Annotated in this window: 20 protein-coding genes and 1 riboswitch; of the genes, 18 read left to right on the top strand and 2 right to left on the bottom strand. The window is 47.2% G+C overall.

Translation table 11 applies throughout. From position 1 onward, the window contains the following. Window position 1: 1 nt before the first annotated feature. The 4 genes from MHH25_RS28115 (at window position 2) to MHH25_RS28100 (ending at window position 7,961) form a co-directional block, all read left to right on the top strand. A complete protein-coding gene (locus MHH25_RS28115; protein ID WP_340018647.1) occupies window positions 2–1,150 on the top strand; it encodes a glycosyltransferase family 2 protein in 1,149 nt (382 codons plus the stop codon). Continuing rightward, the gene (crtI, locus tag MHH25_RS28110; protein ID WP_036667781.1) at window positions 1,147–2,628 is read left to right on the top strand and encodes a phytoene desaturase family protein; all 1,482 of its coding nucleotides are present in this window, start codon (window positions 1,147–1,149) and stop codon (window positions 2,626–2,628) included. The genes MHH25_RS28115 and crtI overlap by 4 nt, the downstream gene beginning before the upstream one ends. 332 nt (window positions 2,629–2,960) lie before the next feature. Beyond that, complete coding sequence (fni, locus tag MHH25_RS28105) at window positions 2,961–4,028, top strand: type 2 isopentenyl-diphosphate Delta-isomerase (RefSeq protein WP_036667780.1); 1,068 nt, start codon at window positions 2,961–2,963, stop codon at window positions 4,026–4,028. Between the two features lie 684 nt (window positions 4,029–4,712). Continuing rightward, window positions 4,713–7,961 carry an S-layer homology domain-containing protein gene (locus tag MHH25_RS28100; RefSeq protein WP_340018646.1) on the top strand — a complete coding sequence of 1,083 codons (3,249 nt, stop codon included), beginning with the start codon at window positions 4,713–4,715 and terminating at the stop codon, window positions 7,959–7,961. A 128-nt stretch (window positions 7,962–8,089) separates the two neighbouring features. On the opposite strand, the gene MHH25_RS28095 is transcribed toward MHH25_RS28100, so the two are convergent. Then, window positions 8,090–8,524 carry a hypothetical protein gene (locus MHH25_RS28095; protein ID WP_036612598.1) on the bottom strand — a complete coding sequence of 145 codons (435 nt, stop codon included), beginning with the start codon at window positions 8,522–8,524 and terminating at the stop codon, window positions 8,090–8,092. A gap of 213 nt (window positions 8,525–8,737) precedes the next feature. On the opposite strand from MHH25_RS28095, the gene MHH25_RS28090 reads away from it, so the two are divergent. Together MHH25_RS28090 and ychF are read left to right on the top strand one after the other, a co-directional pair. Further along, entirely contained in the window at window positions 8,738–9,208 is a 471-nt protein-coding gene (locus tag MHH25_RS28090) for a GNAT family N-acetyltransferase (RefSeq protein ID WP_036612595.1), read from the top strand. Window positions 9,209–9,400: 192 nt separating this feature from the next. After that, the gene (gene ychF, locus MHH25_RS28085; protein ID WP_017691917.1) at window positions 9,401–10,501 is read left to right on the top strand and encodes a redox-regulated ATPase YchF; all 1,101 of its coding nucleotides are present in this window, start codon (window positions 9,401–9,403) and stop codon (window positions 10,499–10,501) included. 139 nt (window positions 10,502–10,640) lie between these two features. Here ychF and MHH25_RS28080 read toward each other — a convergent pair whose 3' ends face one another. Continuing rightward, window positions 10,641–11,495: a carbon-nitrogen hydrolase family protein gene (locus tag MHH25_RS28080; RefSeq protein ID WP_051447271.1), complete on the bottom strand. Its 855-nt coding sequence runs from the start codon at window positions 11,493–11,495 to the stop codon at window positions 10,641–10,643. Window positions 11,496–12,016: 521 nt separating this feature from the next. On the opposite strand from MHH25_RS28080, the gene prfA reads away from it, so the two are divergent. The 12 genes from prfA to wecB all read left to right on the top strand — a co-directional run bounded on the left by prfA (window position 12,017) and on the right by wecB (window position 25,342). Further along, entirely contained in the window at window positions 12,017–13,084 is a 1,068-nt protein-coding gene (prfA, locus tag MHH25_RS28075; protein WP_017691918.1) for a peptide chain release factor 1, read from the top strand. Window positions 13,085–13,108: 24 nt separating this feature from the next. Next, window positions 13,109–13,993, top strand: a complete 885-nt coding sequence (prmC, locus tag MHH25_RS28070; protein WP_339200074.1) for a peptide chain release factor N(5)-glutamine methyltransferase — start codon at window positions 13,109–13,111, stop codon at window positions 13,991–13,993. Between the two features lie 85 nt (window positions 13,994–14,078). Then, window positions 14,079–15,299, top strand: coding sequence for an FtsW/RodA/SpoVE family cell cycle protein (locus MHH25_RS28065; RefSeq protein WP_076319224.1), 1,221 nt, complete (start codon window positions 14,079–14,081; stop codon window positions 15,297–15,299). 265 nt (window positions 15,300–15,564) lie between these two features. Next, a complete protein-coding gene (locus MHH25_RS28060; RefSeq protein ID WP_339195837.1) occupies window positions 15,565–16,785 on the top strand; it encodes an FtsW/RodA/SpoVE family cell cycle protein in 1,221 nt (406 codons plus the stop codon). Window positions 16,786–17,041: 256 nt separating this feature from the next. After that, entirely contained in the window at window positions 17,042–17,701 is a 660-nt protein-coding gene (gene spoIIR / locus MHH25_RS28055; protein ID WP_339195833.1) for a stage II sporulation protein R, read from the top strand. A 469-nt stretch (window positions 17,702–18,170) separates the two neighbouring features. Beyond that, complete coding sequence (locus MHH25_RS28050) at window positions 18,171–19,343, top strand: L-threonylcarbamoyladenylate synthase (RefSeq protein WP_340018645.1); 1,173 nt, start codon at window positions 18,171–18,173, stop codon at window positions 19,341–19,343. A gap of 175 nt (window positions 19,344–19,518) precedes the next feature. Continuing rightward, window positions 19,519–20,079, top strand: coding sequence for a manganese efflux pump MntP family protein (locus MHH25_RS28045; RefSeq protein ID WP_036667772.1), 561 nt, complete (start codon window positions 19,519–19,521; stop codon window positions 20,077–20,079). A 58-nt stretch (window positions 20,080–20,137) separates the two neighbouring features. Continuing rightward, complete coding sequence (locus MHH25_RS28040; protein WP_036612575.1) at window positions 20,138–20,710, top strand: low molecular weight protein arginine phosphatase; 573 nt, start codon at window positions 20,138–20,140, stop codon at window positions 20,708–20,710. 96 nt (window positions 20,711–20,806) lie between these two features. Beyond that, window positions 20,807–20,888, top strand: a riboswitch (ZMP/ZTP riboswitch). 139 nt (window positions 20,889–21,027) lie between these two features. After that, window positions 21,028–21,621, top strand: coding sequence for a TIGR01440 family protein (locus tag MHH25_RS28035; RefSeq protein ID WP_076254013.1), 594 nt, complete (start codon window positions 21,028–21,030; stop codon window positions 21,619–21,621). A 218-nt stretch (window positions 21,622–21,839) separates the two neighbouring features. Beyond that, complete coding sequence (gene glyA / locus MHH25_RS28030; protein ID WP_164783303.1) at window positions 21,840–23,087, top strand: serine hydroxymethyltransferase; 1,248 nt, start codon at window positions 21,840–21,842, stop codon at window positions 23,085–23,087. 429 nt (window positions 23,088–23,516) lie between these two features. Beyond that, on the top strand, window positions 23,517–24,146 hold the full coding sequence (gene upp, locus MHH25_RS28025; RefSeq protein ID WP_017691929.1) for a uracil phosphoribosyltransferase: 630 nt from the start codon (window positions 23,517–23,519) through the stop codon (window positions 24,144–24,146). A gap of 38 nt (window positions 24,147–24,184) precedes the next feature. Beyond that, window positions 24,185–25,342, top strand: coding sequence for a UDP-N-acetylglucosamine 2-epimerase (non-hydrolyzing) (gene wecB / locus MHH25_RS28020; protein WP_036612570.1), 1,158 nt, complete (start codon window positions 24,185–24,187; stop codon window positions 25,340–25,342). Window positions 25,343–25,388 lie beyond the last annotated feature (46 nt).

The raw sequence follows: 25,388 nt of genomic DNA, 5'->3' as shown, positions 1-25,388 counted from the left end.
CATGAATGCATCTGAAATCTTCTGGATTGTGCTTACCTGCATATTGGGCATACAGTTGCTGTTCGCTCTATGGAACGTCTCCTGTCTGCCCAAAGTGCGTTCATTCCGAGCAGATCGAATACAACCGCCAGATCTGCTGGTCTCGGTGCTGATTCCAGCCAGAAATGAAAGACTACATATCGAAGGATGTCTTGAAAGTGTACTCGCAAGCGATACGTCAGGATTCCGGATGGAAGTATTGGTGCTGGATGATCGCTCCGAAGATGAGACAGCGGCCATGGTACAAGCGATTGCGGATCGCGATGCACGTGTGCGTTTGCTGCATGGCGTTGATCTTCCCGAAGGCTGGATGGGGAAATCCCATGCGTGTCACAGGCTGGTTCAGGAGGCCAAGGGAGAATGGTATATGTTCGTGGATGCGGATGTGCGTCTGGAGCCAAGTGCCATTCGGCAGACGCTTGCGGCAGGGTGTGAGCAGAGCGGGGGGCTGGTAACCGGTTTTCCTTATCAGGTAACAAAGACGTGGATGGAAAAGCTTGTTGTGCCCATGATGGTCTTCACCATCATCAGTCATCTACCCATTTTTATGATACGCAGATCATCCAGTCCGATGTTTGTGGCCGCTACGGGGGCTTTTTTGCTGATTCATCGCTCCAGTTACGAGGCTTCCGGTGGTCATGCTGCCATTCAGGCACATCTGGTGGATGACATGAGTCTTGCCAAAGCAGTCAAGCGTGCAGGTCATCCGGTTATGCTGACAGACGTGCATGACGTAACAAATACCCGCATGTATCAGAACGGTGCAGAAGTATGGAACGGATATAAGAAAAACATGTACGAAGGTATGGGGCGCAAAGACGTGCTGCTGCTTGGCACGATGTTAATGTATACACTGATGTATATTGTGCCTCCACTAGGATTGATTATTGGACTCCTTATGGGCAGTTCGATGTTCATTCTGTATGGATTGATAGGAACTTTATTAGGTATGGCTGTGAAAAGAGTAGCGGATCATGCTGGCGGACAACCCTGGTGGCTTGCCCTTCTGCAACCGGTCAGCATGGCCTGTGTCATTGCCATCGGACTTGCTTCCTGGCAGGCAGGCCGCTCCGGCAAGGGGTATGTATGGAAAGGTAGGCGGTACAGTTGAGAGGTAACGTCATTATAATCGGTGCAGGATTTGGAGGTCTGTCGTGTGCAATACGACTGGCTTCACAAGGTGTGCAGGTGACCATTCTGGAACGGCAGAAGCACGTAGGTGGCAAGCTGCAGCAGATTGAGCGGGACGGGTATCATTTTGACCGGGGACCGAGCACAATCACGATGCCATCGACCTTTCGTTCAGTCTTCGACCATGCGGGTGTAGCAATGGAAGATTACGTACAGTTATATGAGTTAGAGCCGCGCACACGTAATATTTTCGCAGATGGCACAGTGGTAGATTTGTCAGGTAATCGTGGGTGGATGAAGGAGCAGATCGCAGCGTACAGTCCGGAGGATGCGGCTCGTTATGATGCATTTATGGATGAGTCTGCTGCGCTATATGCGGAAGCCAATCGTCATTTTCTCGGTAAGTTGCTGCTGTCTCCTTCTGACAAATACAATCTTCAGATGCTGCGCAGCCTGCTCCGCGTGCGGCCAACGGTGAAGCTGGATAAGTTGCTGCGTTCGTATTTTCAACATCCACATACGCTGGCTATGTTCGGACGGTACGCGACCTATGTGGGATCATCACCGTATCAATCGCCTTCCATTTTTGCCATGATGGGGCATGTGGAAGCAGAAGTCGGCATCTACGGGGTCAAAGGTGGAACCTATCAACTGATCGAAGGAATGACCCGGCTGGCTCGGGAAAAAGGTGTACAGATCATTACCGGCACAGAGGTCCGGCAGATTGTTGTTCGGAATGGTAAAGTGGCAGGTGTAGACACGGATCAAGGCTTTCGGGAAGCCGAACAGGTCGTTGCCAATGGAGATGTGCTTAGCGTGAATCGACTGCTGCTCGCACCGGAACATCGGAAAGAGATGAGCAATGCGCGCATACGGAAGTATGAGCCGTCCATTTCGGGATTTGTGACGCTAGCGGGTGTGCGAAGGCAATATGATGCGTTGTTACACCATACGGTCTTTTTCCCGGAACGGTATGAACCGGAGTTTGACCATATTTTCCGTGATCGTAAAATGCCTGTCGATCCCACGATCTACATCTGTTATTCCGGTTATTCGGAAGCAGGCATGGCCCCGGCGGGAGCCAGTAACCTATTCATTCTGGTCAATGCCCCCTACTTGTCGGATTCGTGGAATTGGGAGCAGCAGACGGAACGTTACGGTGCGTTTGTACTGGAACAATTGGCGGCGCGGGGAATTACCGGGTTGAACCAATCCGATGTGCTTATCCGGTACACACCGCAAGATATCGAACGGGATACCTTGGCGCATCAAGGGTCGATCTATGGCATCTCGTCCAACTCTGTGAAGCAGACCTTCATGCGACCGGGCAATCGAAGTAAAGATGTACAAGGACTCTGGTACGTCGGCGGAACGACACATCCAGGCGGTGGAACCCCGATTGTAACGTTGTCCGGACAGCTTGTTGGTGAGCAGTTGGCATCTGAAATCTTGAGATAGTTCGTTGTGCAGGATGATGGAGTGAAATGTGTTCTGTTGATCCATGTGCGTGTGCATCGTCCGTGCTAACCAGCTTTGAAGGTGCGACAGATGATCCGTGCTTTTGAGTAGGATGAGATAGTGGTGCTCCGGGATTTAAGTGAGACATTTGGTGTCGGGGCATCCTTTCAATAGCCGGTTTGGAACGTTATACTGGATAGAGTTAAACTGCTGAGCTGCAATGCTTATAGGATTAATGTTTTTGTCTTTTGCAAAAGACGTATATACATAGAAGTAAGGAACGGGCAGGTTATCCTGTCGATCCGCGCGATTCTCACATAGGAGGTCTCATCATGAATGAACAAGAGCGAGCCGGCGAACGGCTGCTTCCCGAAGTGGCTACGGGAGAACGGAAGCTAGAGCACGTGCGCCTCTGTCTTGAGGAGAATGTGGCAGGAGAAGGGGTAACCAGCGGTATGGAGCGGTTTGCGTTTCGCCATCACCCACTGCCGGAACTGGATTTTGAAGAGGTGCATCTGGAAACTTCGTTTATTGGCAAAAAAGTACGTACACCCTTGCTCATCAGTTCGATGACGGGTGGAAGCAAAACAACGGGCGCCATCAATGAGCGCCTCGCCCGAGTAGCAAACGCCAGAGGCTGGGCGCTCGGCGTAGGTTCGATCCGGGCTGCCGTGGAACAGCCGGAACTGGCGAGTACCTTCGATGTGCGGCGCTGGGCACCGGACATCCCGGTCATTGCCAACCTTGGCGCGGTGCAGCTGAACTATGGCTTTACCACGGCTGATTTCCAGCGCGCCGTAGATATTGCGGGTGCGGACATGCTCGTGCTTCACCTGAACACCTTGCAGGAAGTTTTCCAGCCGGAAGGTAACACCAACTTCAGTGGATTATTTCAACGGATTGAAAACTTGTGTCGTGAGCTAGACGTACCTGTTGGTGTGAAAGAAGTAGGTTTTGGCATCGATGGCGTGACGGCTCAACGCCTATATGAAGCGGGTGTCGCGTTCATTGATGTAGCCGGAGCAGGGGGCACAAGCTGGGTGCAGGTAGAGAAGTACCGCAACAATAACCCGGTACGCCGGGCAGCTGCTGAAGCTTTTGCCGACTGGGGCATTCCCACAGCGGAGTGTATACAGGAAGTACGAGCGCTGAATCCTACTGGTGCCCTGATTGGCAGCGGTGGACTGTACACTGGCGTGGATGCGGCCAAAGCCCTCGCGCTCGGTGCGGATCTGGCTGGTTTTGGTCGATCTCTTCTCGAATCCGCAGTAGCTTCCGATGATGCGCTGAATGAGCGGTTGGAACAGGTTGAGTTTGAACTTCGTACTGTCATGTTTGGCATTGGTGCAGGTCGGATTGAGGATCTGAAGCAGACATCACGTCTGGTGGAACGGCGTTAGATAAAACCAGAGGTGAAGTCTTGCTGAACAGTTTTGACTTGTGAGAGTATGCGCTGGGCCCGATGGAGCAACTTCCGCTAACGAACCTGCAACACCTTATTTGGCAATATAGGCGTTAGTTGGGAATCTAACGAATCTCACACACGCTAATGGGTTAGAAAACTGCGATTTGCAGCGGATGACGCCAAAGAAAGAGTAAATAACGAGTCTATAGTTCGTTAGATTTTCAAAACGCAGGAAAAATGCTGAATAGTGTCTCTCGGGTTCGTTAGAATGTGAGGGAAACGTGGAACGGTTCATGGACCGAACTTGGCACTTCAACTGTAGACTGCGACAAGTCAATTGATTAATATTGGTGTATTACTTTTAGCATGTCGATAATCAACGGCATGCTTTTTTGTAATGTATAACAAGATGAAGATTTAATTCAAAGTAAAATTTTTTATTGTTTGTTAATACATTACACTTTATGATTGATGAGTCTTAAGGAATGGTTTTTAATAATTTTATAGGCACGAAGACTCACTTGAAATTAAGGAAAGGATGGATTGATTCAAGACTAGAAGTTAAAATTTCGAAATTATAAGTATATATTTAAGTTTTAGATATCCAAAGTAATAATGCAGGTTTTTTAAGATCATACATATGAGGCATTAAACACAATTTCTAAGAGGTGATACATACATGAAGTTCAAGAACGTATTAATTTTCATGCTAGTTATTAATTTATTGTTGGTTAATCTACTGATTTCAGGAGCAGGGACAGAAGTAGCTCATGCAAATTATGAGCCTCGTACAGATAAAATAACTACGGAGTCTTCCAAGTCGAGTGATAACTTTATAGACTCGTATAATACCAACACGACTAATACGTCTGCATCAATTGAAACAATAAGTGACACTATTACTACGTCATATTTGCCGAAACCTAACGTAACGGTAACGACAACGGAAAACTCCATAACGGTGTCTTGGGATGAAGTTCCCGGAGCAACTAAATATGCTGTTACTGTCAATCGAGAAGTTGCTATGGATAAAAATATAAGAACGTACACAATAACAAGAGTTGCACCAGATGAAACATATAGGATCGGAGTTCTCGCTTATGACGGGGAAAAATACGGAGAACAAGAGTTACTCTTCGTTAGATTGAAGGGACCTGCGCCAATCTACGATGATGCGGGTAGAATTGATTTTACGGGGAAAATTTCAGGTGAATTAGAGATTGTTAATGGTGGCTTCGCTTATGTAAACTGGGGGCTTGTGAATGGCAATGCGATCAGTCTGTTTTACAAGCAAGATGCCAATGTACTGGCTGAGGTGTACGTCAATGACGTGAAAAATACTGATCTGAACAGCCAATCCAGCTCAAGTGCTCTCATTAATGGTTTGAAACAAGGTGAGAAAAATGTGATCAAGTTAGCTTGGACGAATTCTACAGACTCCACTCAAGACTCAGTCGAGTTTATTATTACGCCTCCTGCAAAGGATGCTTATACTTTAGGAGTTTCCAAGGCGGGGTTTGGATCAGTCGTTGATCTTAAGCAATACGGTAAATGGTACCTCGTGGATAATCAAACCTTAATCTCTCAGAATACCGTTTCTAAATACATTGATACACAAGGTGATAGTGCTAGATGGAGAGTAGACCTGTATTCCAAGTTCGCAGATAGTGTGGGCTATGAACTAAATAAAATTAAAGAAGACAAGCAGTCTCCTTTTAACACGCTATGGTGGAATGTCAATGCGTTTGATACAGGGGAGTACGTTCATGGCTATTCATCTCCTGTAGGGATCGTTACCAAGGAGGATTTAGAGAAATATACAGGGGTTGTTCTAAATGATCCTAATCGTCCGAATCAGATGATATCCAGTCTGGCTTTGGCTAATCCTAATACATATGAAAATGCAAAACATGGTAATAAGGGGCCTGTTTTTACGGAGATAGCCACTGGATCTGATGCATTCCCAAATAATCATATAAACTCTGTTGCAGCAGGCGGCGCGGTACAAAACTTCAAATATAAAGCCTTCTTAAAAAATAATGTGGAATTTAAAGGACAGGGGACTCCTGAAGATCCTTACGTTATTCCGACGCTAGCTGATGGGGAACCTGTGATCACGAAACTAGATAGTCCTAGATACTCCCAGTCGAGTGCTGTGGGTAATAATGCGATTCGGTTGCAGTGGCATGCAGTGGAAGGTGCTGAACAATATATTCTCAAGAGTGGTTCTGAAATTCTATATGAGGGTCCGCTTTTAGAATATGTGCATGAAGGTGTGAATTTTAATTCGATCACTAAGTATACATTAGTAGCTCGCAAAGGCGATGTTTACAGTGAAGAAGCGAAATTTACAATCGGAATTAGAAATTTTATTACATATCCACCAGATTTCCGAGCTGAAGCGCTGGATTCCACCAAAGTTAGACTTACGTGGAGCAAGGTAGACCATGCAGTAGAGTATGTGATTACTCGTAATGATCAGCCTTTAGCGATCACTAAGTCAACCTCATACGAGGATGGGAATGTTACACCTGACACCACATACATCTATAAAGTGATTGGCCGGGACGGAGACAATGAAGGTCCTCCTGCAGTTAAAAGTGTGAAGATACCTAAGGTGACTGAGGACGTGGCACCGAAAGGCCAAATTAACATCAGAGTCAATCGAGTGTACGATAATAGAGTGGACCTACAATGGAATCTGGTGGAGGGAGCAACCCATTATGAGATTTACCAGGATCAAGTGAGTAAAGTATGGTCAGGTCATTCAAATACGATGATAGCGTACACGCTCCAGCCAGGAAGAACATATACCTATCGGGTTGTAGCGAGTAACAAATACGGAAAGGTTGAATCTAGTACAATCGAAGTGCAGACGGCGGGCATACCTCAACCAATGAATGTGGCTCCAATGAATGCCTCGAACGCAACGATTGCCTTTGAATATCAACCTATTGAAGGAGCAGTTCATTACGTTGAACGTAATCCACAAACGAAGTACGAACCTCTAGGAAACGGTGTTTATCGTAAGACGTATTTGAATACTGCCACTGGAGAAACACGTGATGAGGGTATGGTGACTGCTGTGAACGGTAAGTTGCAGTTTAGTGAAGTGGGCGTCGAACGAAATAAATATTATGAGTATAATGTCATCGCTGTTCGTGTCAGACCTGATGGATCAGAAGAGGTCATTGGCAAGCAGACGGTTGCTGTAACAACTCCAGCAGATGGAAGTGGTGCAACGGTATATGGATATAATTATCCTATTCCTCCTTACCATAATGTTAATAATATCCCTTTCCCTAGTGCGGTTACGGGGAAAAACGACAGCATTACAATTGATACTCAAGTTGTGGGTTCAAATGGAGAAGTGAAAAATCCAGCAAGTGTTACTTTTAGAGATATAGAAAAGAGTTATGCGAAGGAGGCTATTATCTACTTGGCACAGAAGGGAATTGTCAAAGGCTATTCCGATGGTTCGTTTGGTGGACATCAAAAAGTGACGAGAGCCGAATTTGCAATCTTCTTAAAACGAGCCCTTGGATATAATTCTGTGGTTCCTTATATTAATGAATTCAACGATGTTCAATCTAACTCTTGGTACTATTCGGAGATAACTCCTGCATTACAACAAGGTATACTTAAAGGATTCAGTGATGGTTCGCTTAGACCGAATGTGGACGTTACGAGAGAAGAAGCATCAAGTATGATTGAGAACGTAATGAAAAAACAAGGTTATGTATTATCATCATTCACACTTTACGATGACAACCAAATGATCTCCAATTGGGCTAGAAATAGTATCAGTCTTGTAACTCAAGAATCTGTTATGAAAGGATACCCCGATCGGAAGTTTATGCCTAAAAAGCAGCTAACCCGACAGGAGGCTGCAATGATAATCTATAACCTATTGCATAGCAAGAAGTAAAAGGCCCGTAAAGTTCTTTTTACTAACTTTTAACGGTGATAAACGATGTTGAAATAAAATAGGACCCTAACATGCAATCTTCCTAAAGGGAGATTGCATGTTTATTTGATGATTGACTGATCTACCTTTTACATACATTCTTCTTTCACGGTGACATTCTCATTGGTTACAGTGACGTAGGAATTGCCGGACAAGTATTCCGTATAACCGCAAACCGTTTTGTTATAGGTTTTTCCGCGACTGTCCGTGAACGCCAAGGAGACGACCCCCTCCCCGGAACGTTTCAGTTGCGGGGCGAATTTCACGTTTGCTCCGCTGGGAATATCCTTGTCGAATATGTAGGTGGAGCCACTCTCGTTGTTGTTAAACGAGTTGTCGCCTTGAACCAGGCTGGCCTGAATATGGGTGAGGTCATAGTCGGACTGATTGTGGATCGTGATTCTTAAGTGGCGAAAGGGATCCATTGCATTCAGAAAGCTCATAAAAGCGACTATGGCGATTCCGAGTATGATAGCGGATAAGATAATCATTTTCTTTTTGGAGAATCGGCGACGTGTGTTCAATAAGATCCACTCCTTTCCTATGAGGTATAAACGATGGGATGAGATCAAAAGTTTTGATTAAAATGGATAAATATGAAAATTGAAAACCGAATCGTCAGAATAACTTTATGCGCTAAGCGGAAGAACAGGATACAATAAGATACTAGTAGTGCAAAAAGGACTGCACAGAGATGATACATAATTAAGATCACTCGAAATAAGGAGGTAAACAACATGGAACTTTCTCCAATGAATCAGGAAGATTATTCGAGTTTTTGCATTCGATCGATTAAGGATTTTGCACAGGAAAAAGTAGAAGCGGGTACCTGGGCTGAGGAAGAGGCGCAGCGACTGGCGGAGGAATCTTATGAACGTTATCTGCCAGAAGGCTTGAACACACCCGGAGCATATCTCTACAATCTGGTGCATCCTGTGGACGGAAATGTAGGGTATATCTGGTTTAATATCACGGATAATCGTCGTGGAAAAGATGCTTTTTTGCTGGATATCGTGGTTGAAGAAGTGCACCGTGGTAAGGGATACGGAACAGAGACAATGCAGGCGCTTGAACAGACGGCCTTGAGTCTTGGCGTGGATCGCATTGGTTTGCATGTCTTTGGACATAATGTGCGGGCGAGCAGCCTATATCGCAAGATGGGATATGAGGTAACGGATCTAACCATGTACAAGGAAATAAAAGGGTAAACCTAATAGCGGATATTCTAGGCAAAACTTAAGATCTGCGCAAAACGAATTATCCGCAGTAACCGGGGATTTCGGGAAGCGTATGGGACTCTGGTCGAATTGGCGAAGTTCCTTGATGCCTTGAGGTTTGTCATATATAATGTATAGGATTATCCATACCGAACAAGTAATCAATGAGGAGTTGTCATATACATGGCTTTGAAAGCTGGAATCGTGGGTTTGCCTAACGTTGGTAAATCTACATTGTTTAACGCAATTACACAAGCAGGTGCCGAATCGGCAAACTATCCGTTCTGTACAATTGACCCTAACGTGGGGATTGTTGAAGTACCGGATGAGCGTCTGGACAAACTGACAGAACTCGTTGTACCTAAGAAAACAGTACCAACGGCGTTTGAGTTTGTAGATATCGCTGGTCTTGTTCGCGGTGCGAGCAAAGGCGAAGGTCTTGGTAACAAGTTCCTTGCTCACATTCGTGAAGTAGATGCAATTGTACACGTGGTACGTTGCTTTGTAGATGAGAACATCACACACGTCGACGGTAAAATTGACCCGGTGAGCGACATCCAGACGATCAATCTGGAGCTGATCCTGGCCGATATCGAGAGTGTTGAGAAGAAAATCGATCGCTCCAAGAAAAACATGAAGGGCGGCAACAAGACTGCCTCTCAAGAAGTAGAAGTATTGGAGAGAGTGAAGGCTGTTCTGTACGATGACAAGCCGGCACGCAGCATGGAACTTACGGATGATGAGCTTCTGATCGTGCGCGATCTGCACTTGCTTACCTTGAAGCCTGTTCTGTACGCAGCCAATGTAGCTGAGGACGAAATCGGCGACGTGGCGAACAATGCTTACGTGCAAAAAGTAAGAGAATTCGCAGCTGCTGAGAACGCAGAAGTGGTGCCAATCAGTGCGAAGGTTGAAGAAGAGATTTCTGAGCTGGAAGGCGAAGATAAACAAATGTTCCTGGAAGAACTCGGTATCGAGGATTCCGGTCTGAACCTGTTGATCAAAGCGGCTTACAAATTGCTCGGTCTGTACACATACTTCACAGCAGGTGTACAGGAAGTTCGTGCGTGGACAATCCGCAAAGGTACCAAAGCGCCTGGCGCAGCGGGTGTCATTCACACCGACTTCGAACGTGGATTCATCCGTGCAGAAGTGGTTTCCTACGACGATCTGGTTGCAGCGGGTTCCATGAACGGTGCCAAAGAGCGCGGACAACTTCGTCTTGAAGGTAAAGAGTACGTTGTAAATGACGGCGACGTTATGCACTTCCGTTTCAACGTATAAGTTGTTACTCGTTTATATTTAGATTCAATAACCAAAACCCTACGATCTTCTTGTGAAGATTGTAGGGTTTTTAGTATCGATGTAAGGGGCCACCTCAATCGTAATGTACTTATGTACGCTCAATTCATACGAGGTTTGCTTAGTTACCAACAATAGTCTTGAAAGAATAGTGTTCTTTATTTATATCAAACGAATCCGCAAGCATTCTTTCGCCATTTCTAGCTTGATTAAGAAGATCGGGGTCTAATTCAGCTATGAGCAACTCAACGTTGTCTTGCGAGGCATCAATTATATTATCACCTAGAGGGTTCCATACACCGCTATGTCCACACGTATCCCAGACTCCGGTTGTTCCAACGTGATTACACATCGCTGTAAATATCGTATTATCCAGAGCGCGGGCAGGAAACCATACTCGTGACTCTTTGTACCCCATTCCTTTACTAAAAAGAGAGCTACCCATATATAAATGACAGCCATTTTGTGCTAAAAGACGAGAATGTTCAGGGAAACCTGCGTCATAACAGATGGCCATCCCAATATTCCAGCCCTTTAATTTAATGATGACCTGCTCATTATTGGTTGAGAACATTTCTTTCTCCGTTTGAAATAAATGAGACTTGTCATAAACACCCACTTCATGTCCATTGGAATCTATTATAACTGAAGAGATGAACACATCCTCGCCTCTTATTACAGGGGTTCCGATGATTGACCAAATGCCGTACTTTTTGCATGCTTGACGCAACTTATCAATCCTCGCATCATTAATGGAGAGTGTATATTCAGTTACATTGGATTCTACGATTTCTGGCACATATCCCGTCAGATATTTTTCTGGAAACATGATAATATCGGCGTGCTCTTTTCCAGCTTCTTCAATCATCTCATAAGCCCTATTAACGTTCTCTTCAATATTTCCGTCGATCGAAGAACATTGTGCCAAAGCAATCTTTAATTTTTCTGTTGGAAAAACAGCTGGTGTTAAGTTCATAGCATCCATTCCCTCCTAAACTAAAATATCAAAACTATGAATTATAGAGCCCTTGTATATATTTTACAACATCAGAAATAAACTTGAATGATCTATTTGTTACAAACATTCTCGGTAGGCGAATCCATCAGCGGAATGACAACGAGTGAAAGTTGAGAAAATTGAATTATAAAAATTAGTTCATCCGCATGCGGAACAGTTACTATTCAGAACCATAAGAATATGCTATAATTAAGAGTCGTATACCACGTTAAAATTCGCGCTTGAACAGATGAGCTTAAGCGAGTTTCATACAGGGTACGCGATTTCTTGATTTCACTTTAAAAGTAAAGGATTTGATGACGTTGTAGCGATGTTATACGTCGATCATACAGGAATGTGAATACATGCTGCGGTCAGGGGATTCGGTGTGAATCCTGTGCGTTGTGGAATATAGATTATAGATGTTATGAATAATGAAACCGAAATAATTATTAAAAACGATATTTGCATGGACAAAATAATGTGTGAGGTGACTATACATGTTGGATAAATTACAGGCGTTAGCCGACCGTTATGACAAGTTGAGCGAACTTTTGTGTGACCCGGATGTGGCAAGTGACAACAAAAAGTTGCGGGAATACTCCAAAGAACAATCCGATCTGCAACCAACTTATGAAGCGTACAATGAATACAAACAGGTAAGTCAGGATCTCGAAGCTGCAAAGGAAATGCAGGGTGAGAAACTGGATGATGAGATGCGCGAAATGGTCAAAATGGAAATTGACGAACTGAGCACTCGCCAGAAGGAACTGGACGAATTGATTCGTGTACTCATGCTGCCAAAAGATCCGAATGACGACAAAAACGTTATTGTTGAGATTCGCGGAGCAGCTGGTGGAGATGAAGCAGCGTTGTTTGCAGCAGATCTGTATCGGATGTACACACGTTATGCAGATGCACAAGGCTGGCGTGTAGAGCTGATGGACGTTAACACAAATGATCTCGGTGGATTCAAAGAGGTTGTTTTCCTGATCAACGGACGTGGCGCATACAGCAAAATGAAATACGAAAGCGGCGCACACCGTGTACAGCGTATTCCGACAACCGAATCCGGCGGACGAATTCATACGTCAACTTCAACGGTTGCGGTTATGCCTGAAGCCGAAGATTTTGATATCGAAATTCATGATAAAGACATCCGTGTTGATACGTTCTGTTCCAGTGGTGCAGGTGGACAATCGGTTAATACCACGAAATCCGCAGTACGGGTAACGCACGTTCCAACGGGAATTGTGGCGACATGTCAGGATGGAAAATCACAGAACTCCAACAAGGAAAAAGCGTTGCAGGTTCTGCGTACACGTATCTTCGATATGAAACGTATGGAAGAGGAAGCGAAGATCTCTGTTGAGCGGAAGAGCAAAGTGGGAACGGGCGACCGTAGTGAGCGTATTCGTACGTACAACTTCCCGCAAAGCCGTGTGACGGATCACCGTATCGGTCTGACGATGCACAAGCTGGATCAGATCATGAACGGGGAGATTGAAGATATCTTGTCTGCACTGACGATTGCTCAGCAGACCGAGTTGATGGATAGAGGAGAATAATCTGTGACCCGCGCGCAGTTTGTCATGACGCCGGAACAGAGCTGTCGGGAAGCCTTCGTGGAGGCTTCCTCTTTTTTGGAGAAGTGCGGCGTGTACGAGCCGCAAAACAATGCCCGGCTGCTGCTGGAACATGTACTCGGCGTTTATGGCGCCGCGTATTACATGATGCAGCCGGAGCCTTTTCCCAGCGAGCATCGCAGCCGCTGGGAGGACGCCGTCACGCGCAAGGCTGCGGGTGAGCCGGCGCAATACATTATCGGCAGCCAGGAATTTTATGGGCTGCCGTTCGAGGTCACGCCGGCCGTGCTGATTCCGCGGCCGGAGACCGAGCTGTTGGTCGAGGCTGTGCTACGCGAAGCCGACCGCGTGTTTCCCGACGGCGCTCCGCTCGCCGTCGATATCGGCACGGGCAGTGGCGCCATCGCGGTGACGATGGCTTCACTGCGCCCGCGCTGGCGGGTTGGCGCCGGGGATCTCTCGGCGGCTGCCCTGCAAGTGGCCGCGCGGAACGCGGCCGCGAACGGGGTACAGATCGACTTCCGTGAAGGCGATCTGCTGGCCCCGTTCGCCGGGGCACGGGTGGACATCCTGGTGTCCAACCCGCCATACATCCCGGCGGCTGATATCGCCGGGTTACAACAAGAGGTGCGCGATCATGAACCGCGCATGGCACTGGACGGCGGTCCGGACGGGCTTGCACCGTACCGTATCATGCTGGAGCAGTTGGCGCTGTTGCCTGCGCCGCCGCAGATCATTGGTTTTGAGCTGGGCCAAGGGCAGGCTCGCGACATCGCAGCTTTACTTGAAACGGCGGGACATTGGCCGGAAATTATCATTGTACCGGACCTTGCCGGAATCGAGCGGCATGTCCTGGGTGTTCGTACTTCGGAACAGGTGACGAAAATGTAAGGTTCCGCGGGTTTTCTTTTTGCCGTGAAATCCTCTACAATGAGATATACCGAAGATTTCTGAATGCTTGGGGGAACATAATTACATGCTGCACAAATTTAAAAAGATAGACTATTCTATTGTCTTTATACTCGTTATTCTGATGGGTATCAGTATTTTATCGATTTACAGTACAACGTTTGGTCGTCCGAGATGGGAATCCTACCCTCAAAAGGCAGGGATTTTCTATATTATAGGTTTCATCGTATTCTTCGGAATGTCCATGATTAACTATAAAGTGATCATCAAAAACTATTTATATATCTACGGTGTGGGCTTACTGCTACTCGTTATCGTTAACTTTTTCGGTGTTACGTATTATGGAGCCCAAGGCTGGTTATCCATATTTGGCCTGAGTTTGCAGCCTGCGGAATTATTTAAGTTGTGTTTAATCGTTTTCCTGTCTGCTCTGCTTGCGAGAAAGAAAAACAGACCCTTATTCTTCGGGCGTGATGTCATTCCGATCGCACTGTGCGTTTTGCCTCCTTTGTTGTTGGTTCTGCTTCAAAATGACTTGGGGAATGCTTTGAGTTATGTAGTCATTCTTGTCGGTCTGTTGTGGATTGGCAATGTGAAATTCAGCCATGCACTGATTGGTTTCGTGATTGCTGTTGCTGCCTTTATTGGTGGAACACAGGCCTATATTCATTATCATGATGAAGTTGCCAATTTCCTCAAAGATATTGGACGTGCTCACTGGGCTGAGCGGTTTGACCCTTGGCTCGTGCCAGAACAGACATCCAGAGATGTATTGTGGCAGACCTATAATGCCAAGTTAGCCATCGGTTCCGGAGGAATCAGTGGTAAGGGGTATCTCGAAGGTACGACAATCCAGTCCAATCGAGTACCGCTCGCATATGCGGATTCCATCTTTGTGCAGATTGGTGAAGAATTCGGTTTTGTTGGAGCATCGGTATTGTTACTGCTCTACTTTATTCTGATTCACAGGCTGGTGTTGATCGCACTGGAGTGCAAAGATCGGGCTGGGCCGTACCTGATTGTAGGTATTATTTCGATGCTTCTCTATCAGATTTTTGTTAATATTGGTCCGTTTATCGGTCTGATGCCATTAACAGGGATCACACTTCCATTTATCAGTTTCGGCGGTACCTCTCTTGTGCTCAACATGCTTAGTATGGGTGTTGTCATGAGTATTAAAGTTCATACGGAAGAAAATGAAGATATCCTGGGTTCGTCAGAACAACTCAGTATCACTGAGATGGTCATGAAGTTGTTCAGACGGAAGCAGTCGCAGCAAGAGCAATAACTCTCGTGAACAGAACGTAAGATATATGTGTATAAGCGTAAATAACGATATAACTATTAAACCCTGGAACAGACCAACCCAAGTTACAAGGGGTGGATGTTTTGGGGTTTTTATTGTTTTTAGAGTGTGAGTCGGGCCATTGAATGGTTTAATAGTCATCCTGAAGCATCCAGATTTCCATTTTATCATCCATTTTTATACAATAGTAATATTGAGTTCAATTGGAAATGATAGAATGCTAGATTTCAGGGGGATGGACAGCGTCATGTTGAGAATGTTGAAAAAGATGGACGGTGTGATTCTTTTTGTAATGCTGTTGCTCATGATTATTAGTGTATTTGCGATTTATAGCGGAACGCAGACAGATGCCAACCTGGCGAATCATCATGTCAAAACGATGTATTTCTATGTGGCCGGGTTCATTGCGGTGCTTGTGATCGGGCTTGTGAATTACAAGTTATACGTGAAATATGCGTTTTATTTGTATGGCTTGGGGATCATACTGCTGATCCTGGCCAATGTCCTGGGAAGTTCAATCAATAACGCCAACGGTTGGCTGAAGCTGGGCGAAAACTTTTCTTTTCAACCGGCAGAGCTGTTCAAGATGATTCTGATTTTGTTCCTCGCCCATTTGATCGTGAAGAGACAACGAGGCACACTGAAATTTTGGAGAGATATTGTGCCGATTGGCTGTTGGGCGTTTATTCCGTTTGCCCTTGTTATGGCTCAGAATGATTTGGGAAATGCGCTGGGGTATGTGGTGATTCTGGCTGCGGTATTCTGGATCGGAAATATGAGGCTGAAGCACGCATTGATTGCACTGGCGATTGTGGGGGTAGCGTTCTTTGGTTTTGTCAAAGCCTATACCTTCTACCATGATGAAGTATTCACTTTTCTTGAAAAGATAAAACGTGAGCATTGGGCAGAGCGTATTGATCCCTGGCTTGTACCGGAGGAGGCTACCTCCAAAGCTTCCTGGCATACAAAAAATGCAGGTTTAGCCATCGGTTCAGGGGGCATCATCGGCAAAGGTTACTTGCAAGGAACATCCGTTCAGAGTGGACGAGTCCCCTATACGTATTCTGATTCCATTTTTGTTGTGATCGCAGAGGAGTTTGGCTTTGTTGGTGCATCCGTACTGATTCTGTTGTACTTTATCCTGATCCACCGCATGGTGCTGATTGCTCTGGCATGTAGAGATTGCGCGGGACCCGTCATCATTGTAGGTATTATAGGAATGTTGTTGTATCAGGTGTTTGAGAACGTGGGGGCGTTTCTCGGACTGATGCCACTCACAGGTATTACGTTACCGTTCATCAGTTACGGCGGCACCTCTTTGCTTATTAATATGGCTTGCATCGGTGTAGTCATGAGCATTAAGTTGTACGGGCAAGAAGAGGAGGATGAACTTCTGATGGGAGAGCAACAACCCCGGTTGTCGGAACGTTTATGGAATATGCTCAAGAAAGAGAAAAGTGCTGTGTAACTGTTGAGTCGGTGTAGGTGAAAAGTAAAGCGGTGGGACGTATAACGTGATCGTTTATAGGAATGAAGAGGTTGATTTGCCCTGTAACCAGGTGCGGATCAGCCTTTTTAACATGATAGGTGAGAAAGTGTAAATCATAGAAACGATTTAGTAGATTTATTGCAAATGCTAGGTTTACTTCTGTCTCTACGGGGCATACTGATAGACATGAGAGAGTTGCAGGCAACGTGATCAGAGAGCCGAGGGGGAGAACGGAATGAGCAGACGAATTGTAAAGCAAATTGGACTTATTATTGTATGTCTTATGTTGATTATCATGATGTGGGAAGGTCAGAAAACGGATGCAGCTGTGGCGGCCACAGCAATTCCAGAACAATCAATTCGCTTGCGTATTCTAGCAAACTCGGATGCACCAGGAGATCAATTGGTGAAACGCGAGATTCGGGATGCTGTCGTTGCTCAGATGGGCGAGTGGGTAGCCGAGCTGGAGAATCCGCAAAGTCTAGATGAAGCGCGCAAGGTTATTCGTGAGCATTTGTCCGAGATCGAGAATAGAGTAGGAGAAGAGTTGGCCAGTCGCGGTTTAAATTATGAGTATCAGGTGGAGCTGGGTTCTGTTCCTTTCCCGACCAAGCTGTATGGGGGTACCGTCTATCCTGCCGGAGATTATGAAGCGGTTCGAATCATACTGGGCGAAGGCAAAGGTCAGAACTGGTGGTGTGTGTTGTTCCCGCCGCTGTGTTTCATTGATGCAGGGACCGGGGATGCACTGGCGAAACCTTCAACCGTATCGGCCGTTGCAGCTGAACCAGGAGATGCAGAGGCATCTGTGCAGGGAGACACACCGGAAGCAAGATTCTTTCTGTGGGATATGGCTGTGAAACTATGGAGTTGGGTGACTGGATTGTTCGCATAACAACGGATTTATACTGAAAATAAGGGCGACTTCGATTCAGGGAGCTGCCCTTTTGATATGATTTAGTGGTGAATTTCCGGGCGAAGTTTGAAGGGCATCCGAGTTGGGACAGGTATGTTATAATTACTTATAGTGCGTGTTCAAAAAGTCTGGTTTTCAGTACCAAGAAGATGGAATGAAGCTAGAAATGGAGTAGCGGAGCGTAGGAAAATTACGTGAGCAACCAAAATGTTTCCTTCGGAAACATACTTCGTAAGCCTCCCGCTTATTTCGGCTGAATTTCATATTCGACGTTGATGATGCCGCTAGGCATCTATCGTAATCAAAAGCGTACTTTTTGAACAACCTCTTATATTGAATATGGATATGAACTAACCTACTTGAAGTTTAGGAATGATGATATATGAGCAGAGAAAACGAACCAGTGCAACACACCTCTGAGATGAGGGATGGTAGAGAAGAACGTGATATGAAAGCTCCGGGAGAGCTGGTCACCGAGATGTGGGATGTACGTGTCTTGGTGAGCGCTGAGAACGATCACGGATTGGGTAATATTGAATTATTGGATGTGAAAAAGGGGAGCGCCGATCAACAGGCGCTCGCCGACTTGCAGGCTGCCGCAGCCTGCATTCGTCAAGGTCAGACGGTGGCCTTTCCGACCGAGACGGTCTATGGCTTGGGTGCTGATGCGCGTAGCACAGCAGCCGTGGAGGCTGTATTTGTCGCTAAAGGCCGACCTTCCGACAATCCACTGATTGTGCATATCGCGCACCGTGACCAGTTGGATACGCTGGTCACGGAAGTGAACGAAACGGCGGAAGCGCTGATGGCGGCCTTCTGGCCGGGACCACTGACGCTGGTGCTGCCGGTTAGGCCAGGGGCGGTGTCCCCGCGTGTCACCGCCGGTCTGGACACGGTGGCCGTGCGCATGCCGGACCACCCGGTGGCCTTGCAGTTGATCGCCGCGGCGGCATGCCCTGTGGCTGCGCCAAGCGCCAACCGCTCCGGGCGGCCAAGCCCCACACTCGCGTCTCATGTGCGCGAGGATCTGGATGGCCGCATCGGCGGCATTGTGGACGGCGGCCCCACCGGGGTGGGCGTCGAGTCCACGGTTGTGCAGGTCGGTGACGACGGTAGCGTCACCATCCTGCGCCCTGGCGGCATTACGGCGGAACAACTGTCCGCCGTTGCCGCCCGTGTCGCCACGGACCCCGCGCTACTCGCGGAGGGGCCCGATGGCGTGGGCAGCCCGGCGCCGCGCTCGCCGGGCATGAAGTACACGCACTACGCACCCGCAGGGGCGCTGTGCGTGGTAGAGGGGCCGCCCGCAGCGGTGGCGGCCTGGATCAGCGCCGCCCTCGCAGAGGCGGCGCAGCGCGGAGAGCGCACCGCTGTGCTGGCGTTCGCCGAGCACGCGGAGCAGTACCGCGCCGATGCCGTGTTCTCGCTGGGCGACGCCAGCGAGCTGGAAGAAGCAGCGCGCCGGCTATACGCCGCGCTGCGCAGTTGCGATGAGCAAGGCGCCACATATATTGTGGCTGAAGCCTGCTCACGCGAAGGGCTGGGAGCAGCCGTCATGAATCGGCTGCTCAAGGCTGCGGGGAACCAACTCATACAAGTTGGCAACCAGCAACCCTCATAACCTCTCCTGATCATACAGTCAGGAGAGTAATCACTCTTTTTCCAAAACAAAATCAAGATTCTATAAAGCCAGCATCTGACCAGAGATCCGTCGCCGTTTGCCTTTCATCGGTCATGTTTAGGTCCTTGTCCGCATATCGTGTACAAGAACCTTTACGTGACTTGGGGGTATGGGGATGTGGGATGTGTCTGTCCATGTAGGGCAGTTGGTAACCATTTTGATCATGGCTATTGCGCTTGGCCTCGATGCGTTCTCACTCGGGATCGGAATTGGCATGAAGGGCATTCGGCTGCGGGATGTATTGCGAATCAGTATTGTAACGGCGCTATTTCATATCATCATGCCGCTCATCGGCATGTATATGGGCAAATACGTCAGTTCCCTGCTCGGTGACATTACGACGTATGCGGCAGGTGGATTGCTTGTTTTGCTGGGTGCTCATATGATTCTGAATGCATTCCGTGAAGGCGATACAAAGCTGGTGGACCACCGTTCCCTGCTCGGCGTTGTTTTGTTCTCCCTCAGCGTAAGTGTGGATTCATTCTCCGTTGGCGTTTCCTTAGGGATGTTCAGCAGTGATCTGATCTTAACTGTACTTGCTTTCGGTGTGTGTGGCGGGGTGATGTCGGTTATGGGGCTGTTATTAGGCCGTCGGGTGAGTCAGAATCTCGGGGATTACGGCGAAGCTATTGGTGGCGCAATCTTGCTTGCGTTTGGACTTTTGTTTATATTTTAGAATAAAACTTGAGATATCATATCATTCGCATCATATGTAAAATGGGGAGGCTAACACAATGAAACATATTTTATTCGTATGTACAGGAAATACGTGCCGCAGCCCCATGGCAGAGGGGCTTTTGCGAAAACTGGCATCGGAGCGTGGCATTCAGGTAGAAGTTCGTTCCGCAGGTGTGGCAGCAACGTCGGGTATGCCGATCTCTCGTCATGCTGAAGCGGTTTTGAGAGATCATAACGTTGAAGGTCCACCTCATTCCACACAGCTTAGCTCTAACCTGGTAGGTTGGGCCGATCTGGTTCTTACATTAACACGGAGTCATAAGCAGCATGTCATGCAGGTTTTTCCCGATTCAGTCCACAAAACCTATACATTGAAAGAATATGTGGAGGATGATGAACAGGTATTAAGTGATGTTCAGGAGTTGGACAGCCTGTTTGCAACGCTGGAGATGAAACGTGCCCTTGGCCAAGAGATCCTGGCATCGGAGCGTGAGCGAGCCATTGAGATTAGACAACGAATTCCAAGTTTCGACATCTCCGATCCGTTTGGGGGAAGTCGTGATGATTACAATATAGCTGCAGCTGAGATTCGGACGGCATTGGACCGGCTTTTGGATAAGCTGGGATAATTCTGATCCTGCGAGGCAGGTTATAGAAATAGGACACGTGATGTAAATTAACCGTTGATTTTAGCCGCGGGTTGTTTTATGATGAAGGGGAAAACAGGGATCCGGTGTAACTGGCGACGAAGTGGGCATAACCACGATGGAGCACCGGAACAAACGGCCGGTCGCCTGGGCAAAAGAGCAATTCTGCGTTACCCGCAGACTGCTCTTTTTTTCGTCTTTCATCTGATTATTCGCTATAATAGTACCTGAGATGCCGTGCAAGAATACGAAGGAACCAAGAGACAGCGGGCATGATTTTATCGGGAGGCGATGATAGGATGACTATAGAGTTAGATTCGGAACAACCCGGATTGCAGGAACAGACCGCGTCTATTCTGCATGAACTGGCGCTTGCCGGACAGCTTGGACCTGGACAGATCGTTGTGATCGGTACAAGCACAAGTGAAGTCGCAGGCGCTCGGATTGGTACGAGTGGTGCCATTGAAGTGGCGCAGCAGCTTCTTGCGGGTATACGCGAGGTGCAGGAAGAGTTCGGTTTTGACACGGTATTCCAATGTTGTGAGCATCTGAACCGTGCGCTGGTAATGGAACGTTCTGTGCTTACTCGACTTGGATTGACCGAGGTTGGTGCAGTACCCGTGCCCAAGGCCGGAGGTTCAATGGCATCCGCAGCATATCGTTCGCTGACCGATCCATGCCTGGCTGAACATGTGCAGGCCCATGCGGGACTGGACATTGGGGAGACGATGATTGGGATGCATCTCCGGCATGTAGCCGTACCCTATCGTACAGCGCTCCGCTATGTTGGAGATGCTCGTGTAACCACAGCGTTGACTCGTCCGAAGTTGATTGGCGGCGAACGCGCGGTGTATCGTATGGAAGAACAACCAGATTCGACATTTTGTGACTAACATATAAAGCGAGACTAATTGGGTTACACTTCTGACTTTGATTGCATCACCATCTTCCGATCGCTGTTATCCCCAGATTTTTTTATTCCCTATTTAAAGGGGAAATCCGGTGATAAAGGCGACCACTTCGTTTCTTCAGATTGGTGTTGCACTCGCCGTTTTCGTGTAAACATTAGTTTCACTTTATAACTTCACTTATACCTGGGAGGAATTTAATCATGGAACAATTGCGCAAGAATGACCCGGCAGTACTGGAAGCGATGAATCTTGAACTGAAACGTCAACAGAACAACATCGAACTGATCGCATCCGAGAACATCGTAAGTGAAGCAGTAATCGAAGCAATGGGATCTGTTCTGACCAACAAGTACGCTGAAGGATATCCAGGTAAACGTTACTATGGCGGTTGTGAGCATGTGGACATCGTTGAAGACATCGCGCGTGATCGTGCAAAAGAATTGTTCGGAGCAGAACACGTGAATGTTCAACCTCACTCCGGTGCACAAGCGAACATGGCAGTTTATCTTGCAGCGTTGAAACCTGGTGATACTGTACTTGGTATGAACCTTGCCCATGGTGGACACCTCACACACGGTAGCCCGGTTAACGCATCTGGTTTGCTGTACAACTTTGTAGCATACGGCGTACAGGAAGATACATTCCTGATTGATTATGATGAAGTACGCAAAGCGGCTTTCAAACACCGCCCTCGTCTGATCGTTGCAGGTGCAAGTGCATATCCGCGTACCATTGATTTTGAAAAGCTGGCTTCCATCGCCAATGATGTAGGCGCTTTGTTCATGGTGGACATGGCTCACATCGCAGGACTGGTTGCTGCGGGTTTGCATCCAAACCCGGTTCCACATGCGCATTTCGTAACAACAACCACACACAAAACGCTGCGTGGACCTCGTGGTGGTATGATTCTGTGCCGCAAAGCGTGGGCAGCAGCGATTGATAAAGCCGTATTCCCAGGTTCCCAAGGTGGACCTCTGATGCACGTGATCGCTTCCAAAGCGGTAGCATTCGGAGAAGCTTTGCAACCATCGTTCAAAACGTATGCAGAGAATGTCGTGAAAAACGCACAGGTTCTGGCTGAAACACTGATCGCTGAAGGATTGAACATCGTATCTGGTGGTACAGATAACCACTTGATGCTGATCGACACACGCAGTGTGAACATCACAGGTAAGGAAGCTGAGCATGTGCTTGATTCCATCGGTATTACCGTGAACAAAAATGCCATTCCATTTGACCCTACAAGCCCGTTTGTAACGAGTGGTATTCGAATTGGTACACCTGCTGCAACTTCCCGTGGCATGAACGAAGAAGCGATGGTAGCGATCGGTAAGATCATTGCCAAAACGCTGAAAAATCCTAAAGATACAGCGAAGCTGGATGAAGCCCGTGCAGAAGTGACTGCACTGACAGACCAATTCCCGCTCTATACAGATCTTAAATACTAAAAAACTTTGCTAATGGTGTTTGTATTTGAGATGTTCTTAAAATGGGATACAAAAAAACGAAGCAGACAGAATGAGACCGCAGAAGCGAAGCGTTCGCCTTTATCCCCGGATTTTTCCCTTGTTAAAAGGAGAATAAAAAAAATCTGGGGATAACAGCGATCGAAGGATCATTCTGTAGGCGGAGTGCCATTGTATTCATCATTTTCATTTTCTTAACGACATAACAGCAGGAGCAAAACAGGACCGGAAGACTCATTTTCCGGTCCTGTTTTTTATAGGATTCGGTAATCTGTAATGATTGGGTGCCCTTTGATGGTGTAATTCGTTGTTGGTGATGATATAATATACAGGATTTATCGAGCCCATGAATGGTGGCTAGGTATATTTGGAAATGCTGAACATGAAGAACTTACCGGAGGGACAAATTAGATGGGAAAATTAGTAATATGTGATCACCCTTTGATTCAACACAAACTGACGTTTATACGCGACATGCGTACGAATACGAAAGATTTTCGTGAATTGGTGGATGAAGTAGCAACGTTGATGGCTTATGAGATTACAAGAGATGTTGAACTGGAAACGATTGATGTACAGACACCTGTAGCTGCAACACAAGGTAAAGTCATCTCTGGACGTATGCTCGGACTGGTGCCGATTCTGCGCGCAGGACTCGGAATGCTGGATGGCGTTGTGAAATTGTTGCCAGCGGCAAAAGTTGGACATGTTGGTCTGTTCCGTGACCCGGAAACACTGCAACCGGTAGAATACTACACCAAACTGCCTACAGACGTAACAGAGCGTCAATTGATTGTAATTGATCCGATGCTGGCAACGGGTGGTTCGGCAATTGCAGCTATTGACGTGCTCAAAAAACGTGGCTGTACCCAAATTAAAATGATGAACCTGGTTGCAGCACCGGAAGGCGTAAAAGCTGTGCAAGATGCACATCCCGATGTGGACATCTATGTAGCAGCATTGGACGACCGTCTGGATGATCATGGTTATATCGTTCCAGGGCTTGGAGATGCAGGAGACCGTCTATACGGCACTAAATAAGCATATTGCATGCGGAGTAGAAAAGGGGCTTTGCTCGAATGTCCAACAAAATTAAAGTCATGACGATCTTCGGGGTGCGTCCGGAAGCCATCAAGATGGCTCCGCTTATTTTAGAATTGCAGAAACACCCTGAGTCTATTGAATCTATTGTTTGCGTAACTGCGCAGCATCGCCAGATGTTGGATCAGGTACTTGAAGTTTTCGACATTCATCCCGATTATGATCTGGATGTGATGAAGGACCGTCAGACATTGAATGAAATTACAATTCGTGTGCTTGGCGGTCTGGAACCGGTGTTAGCCGAAGCTAAGCCAGATATTGTACTGGTTCATGGGGATACATTAACTACCTTTGTAGCGAGCTACGCAGCATTCTTGCAACAGATTCAGGTAGGACATGTGGAAGCGGGGCTGCGGACGTGGAACAAGCTGTCTCCATATCCGGAAGAGATGAACCGTCAGCTGACGGGAGTACTGGCTGATCTACACTTTGCGCCTACGGATTGGTCTTCTTCCAATCTTGCCAAAGAAAATAAATCGGAGTCTAGTACGTACGTCACAGGCAACACGGTAACAGATGTGTTTCAATATACAGTACGGGAGGACTACACACACCCGGTACTTGATTGGGCCCAGGGCAAACGCCTTGTGCTGATGACAGCTCATCGCCGTGAATCTCAGGGCGAGCCTCACCGCAACATTTTCCAGGCCGTCAAACGGATTGCCGACGAATTCGAAGATATTGCCATCGTGTACCCGGTGCATCCAAGTCCTGCTGTGAAGGAGCCGGCTCACGCGATTTTGGGGAATCATCCCCGTATTCAATTAATTGATCCACTAGACGTGGTGGATTTGCATAACTTTTACCCGCACACTCACTTGATTTTGACCGATTCAGGCGGTTTGCAGGAAGAAGCGCCTTCGTTTGGTGTGCCTGTGCTCGTATTGCGCGATACAACAGAACGCCCGGAAGGTATTGAAGCCGGAACGCTGGAATTGGTAGGTACCGAAGAGGAACTTGTGTATGAACGGACCAAAGCTCTGCTTACAGACAAAACCCTGTATGAAAGCATGAGTCAGGCTGCCAATCCATACGGTGATGGACATGCTTCGGAAAGAATTGTCAATGCGATTCTGCACCATTTTGGTGTAAATAGTGAGCGTCCGGAATCATTTCACAGAAAATTCAAAAAATAATACATTTTTTCTGACGGATTTATAAAGGGCAAGCATACAGTTAAAC

The sequence above is a fragment of the Paenibacillus sp. FSL H3-0457 genome (assembly GCF_037981725.1).
Taxonomy (GTDB): domain Bacteria; phylum Bacillota; class Bacilli; order Paenibacillales; family Paenibacillaceae; genus Paenibacillus; species Paenibacillus amylolyticus.
This window is presented reverse-complemented; position numbering and strand designations above follow the sequence as displayed.

Excerpts from the sequence above, each read along its gene's own strand:
- MHH25_RS28065 (WP_076319224.1), top strand. The coding sequence starts at position 14,079 with ATGCTGCACAAATTTAAAAAGATAGACTATTCTATTGTCTTTATACTC.
- MHH25_RS28060 (WP_339195837.1), top strand. The coding sequence starts at position 15,565 with ATGTTGAGAATGTTGAAAAAGATGGACGGTGTGATTCTTTTTGTAATG.
- MHH25_RS28115 (WP_340018647.1), top strand. The coding sequence starts at position 2 with ATGAATGCATCTGAAATCTTCTGGATTGTGCTTACCTGCATATTGGGC.
- MHH25_RS28050 (WP_340018645.1), top strand. The coding sequence starts at position 18,171 with ATGAAAGCTCCGGGAGAGCTGGTCACCGAGATGTGGGATGTACGTGTC.
- MHH25_RS28100 (WP_340018646.1), top strand. The coding sequence starts at position 4,713 with ATGAAGTTCAAGAACGTATTAATTTTCATGCTAGTTATTAATTTATTG.
- glyA (WP_164783303.1), top strand. The coding sequence starts at position 21,840 with ATGGAACAATTGCGCAAGAATGACCCGGCAGTACTGGAAGCGATGAAT.
- MHH25_RS28040 (WP_036612575.1), top strand. The coding sequence starts at position 20,138 with ATGAAACATATTTTATTCGTATGTACAGGAAATACGTGCCGCAGCCCC.
- MHH25_RS28080 (WP_051447271.1), bottom strand. The coding sequence starts at position 11,495 with ATGAACTTAACACCAGCTGTTTTTCCAACAGAAAAATTAAAGATTGCT.
- prfA (WP_017691918.1), top strand. The coding sequence starts at position 12,017 with ATGTTGGATAAATTACAGGCGTTAGCCGACCGTTATGACAAGTTGAGC.
- MHH25_RS28090 (WP_036612595.1), top strand. The coding sequence starts at position 8,738 with ATGGAACTTTCTCCAATGAATCAGGAAGATTATTCGAGTTTTTGCATT.
- ychF (WP_017691917.1), top strand. The coding sequence starts at position 9,401 with ATGGCTTTGAAAGCTGGAATCGTGGGTTTGCCTAACGTTGGTAAATCT.
- MHH25_RS28035 (WP_076254013.1), top strand. The coding sequence starts at position 21,028 with ATGACTATAGAGTTAGATTCGGAACAACCCGGATTGCAGGAACAGACC.
- wecB (WP_036612570.1), top strand. The coding sequence starts at position 24,185 with ATGTCCAACAAAATTAAAGTCATGACGATCTTCGGGGTGCGTCCGGAA.
- fni (WP_036667780.1), top strand. The coding sequence starts at position 2,961 with ATGAATGAACAAGAGCGAGCCGGCGAACGGCTGCTTCCCGAAGTGGCT.
- prmC (WP_339200074.1), top strand. The coding sequence starts at position 13,109 with ATGACGCCGGAACAGAGCTGTCGGGAAGCCTTCGTGGAGGCTTCCTCT.
- upp (WP_017691929.1), top strand. The coding sequence starts at position 23,517 with ATGGGAAAATTAGTAATATGTGATCACCCTTTGATTCAACACAAACTG.
- spoIIR (WP_339195833.1), top strand. The coding sequence starts at position 17,042 with ATGAGCAGACGAATTGTAAAGCAAATTGGACTTATTATTGTATGTCTT.
- MHH25_RS28045 (WP_036667772.1), top strand. The coding sequence starts at position 19,519 with ATGTGGGATGTGTCTGTCCATGTAGGGCAGTTGGTAACCATTTTGATC.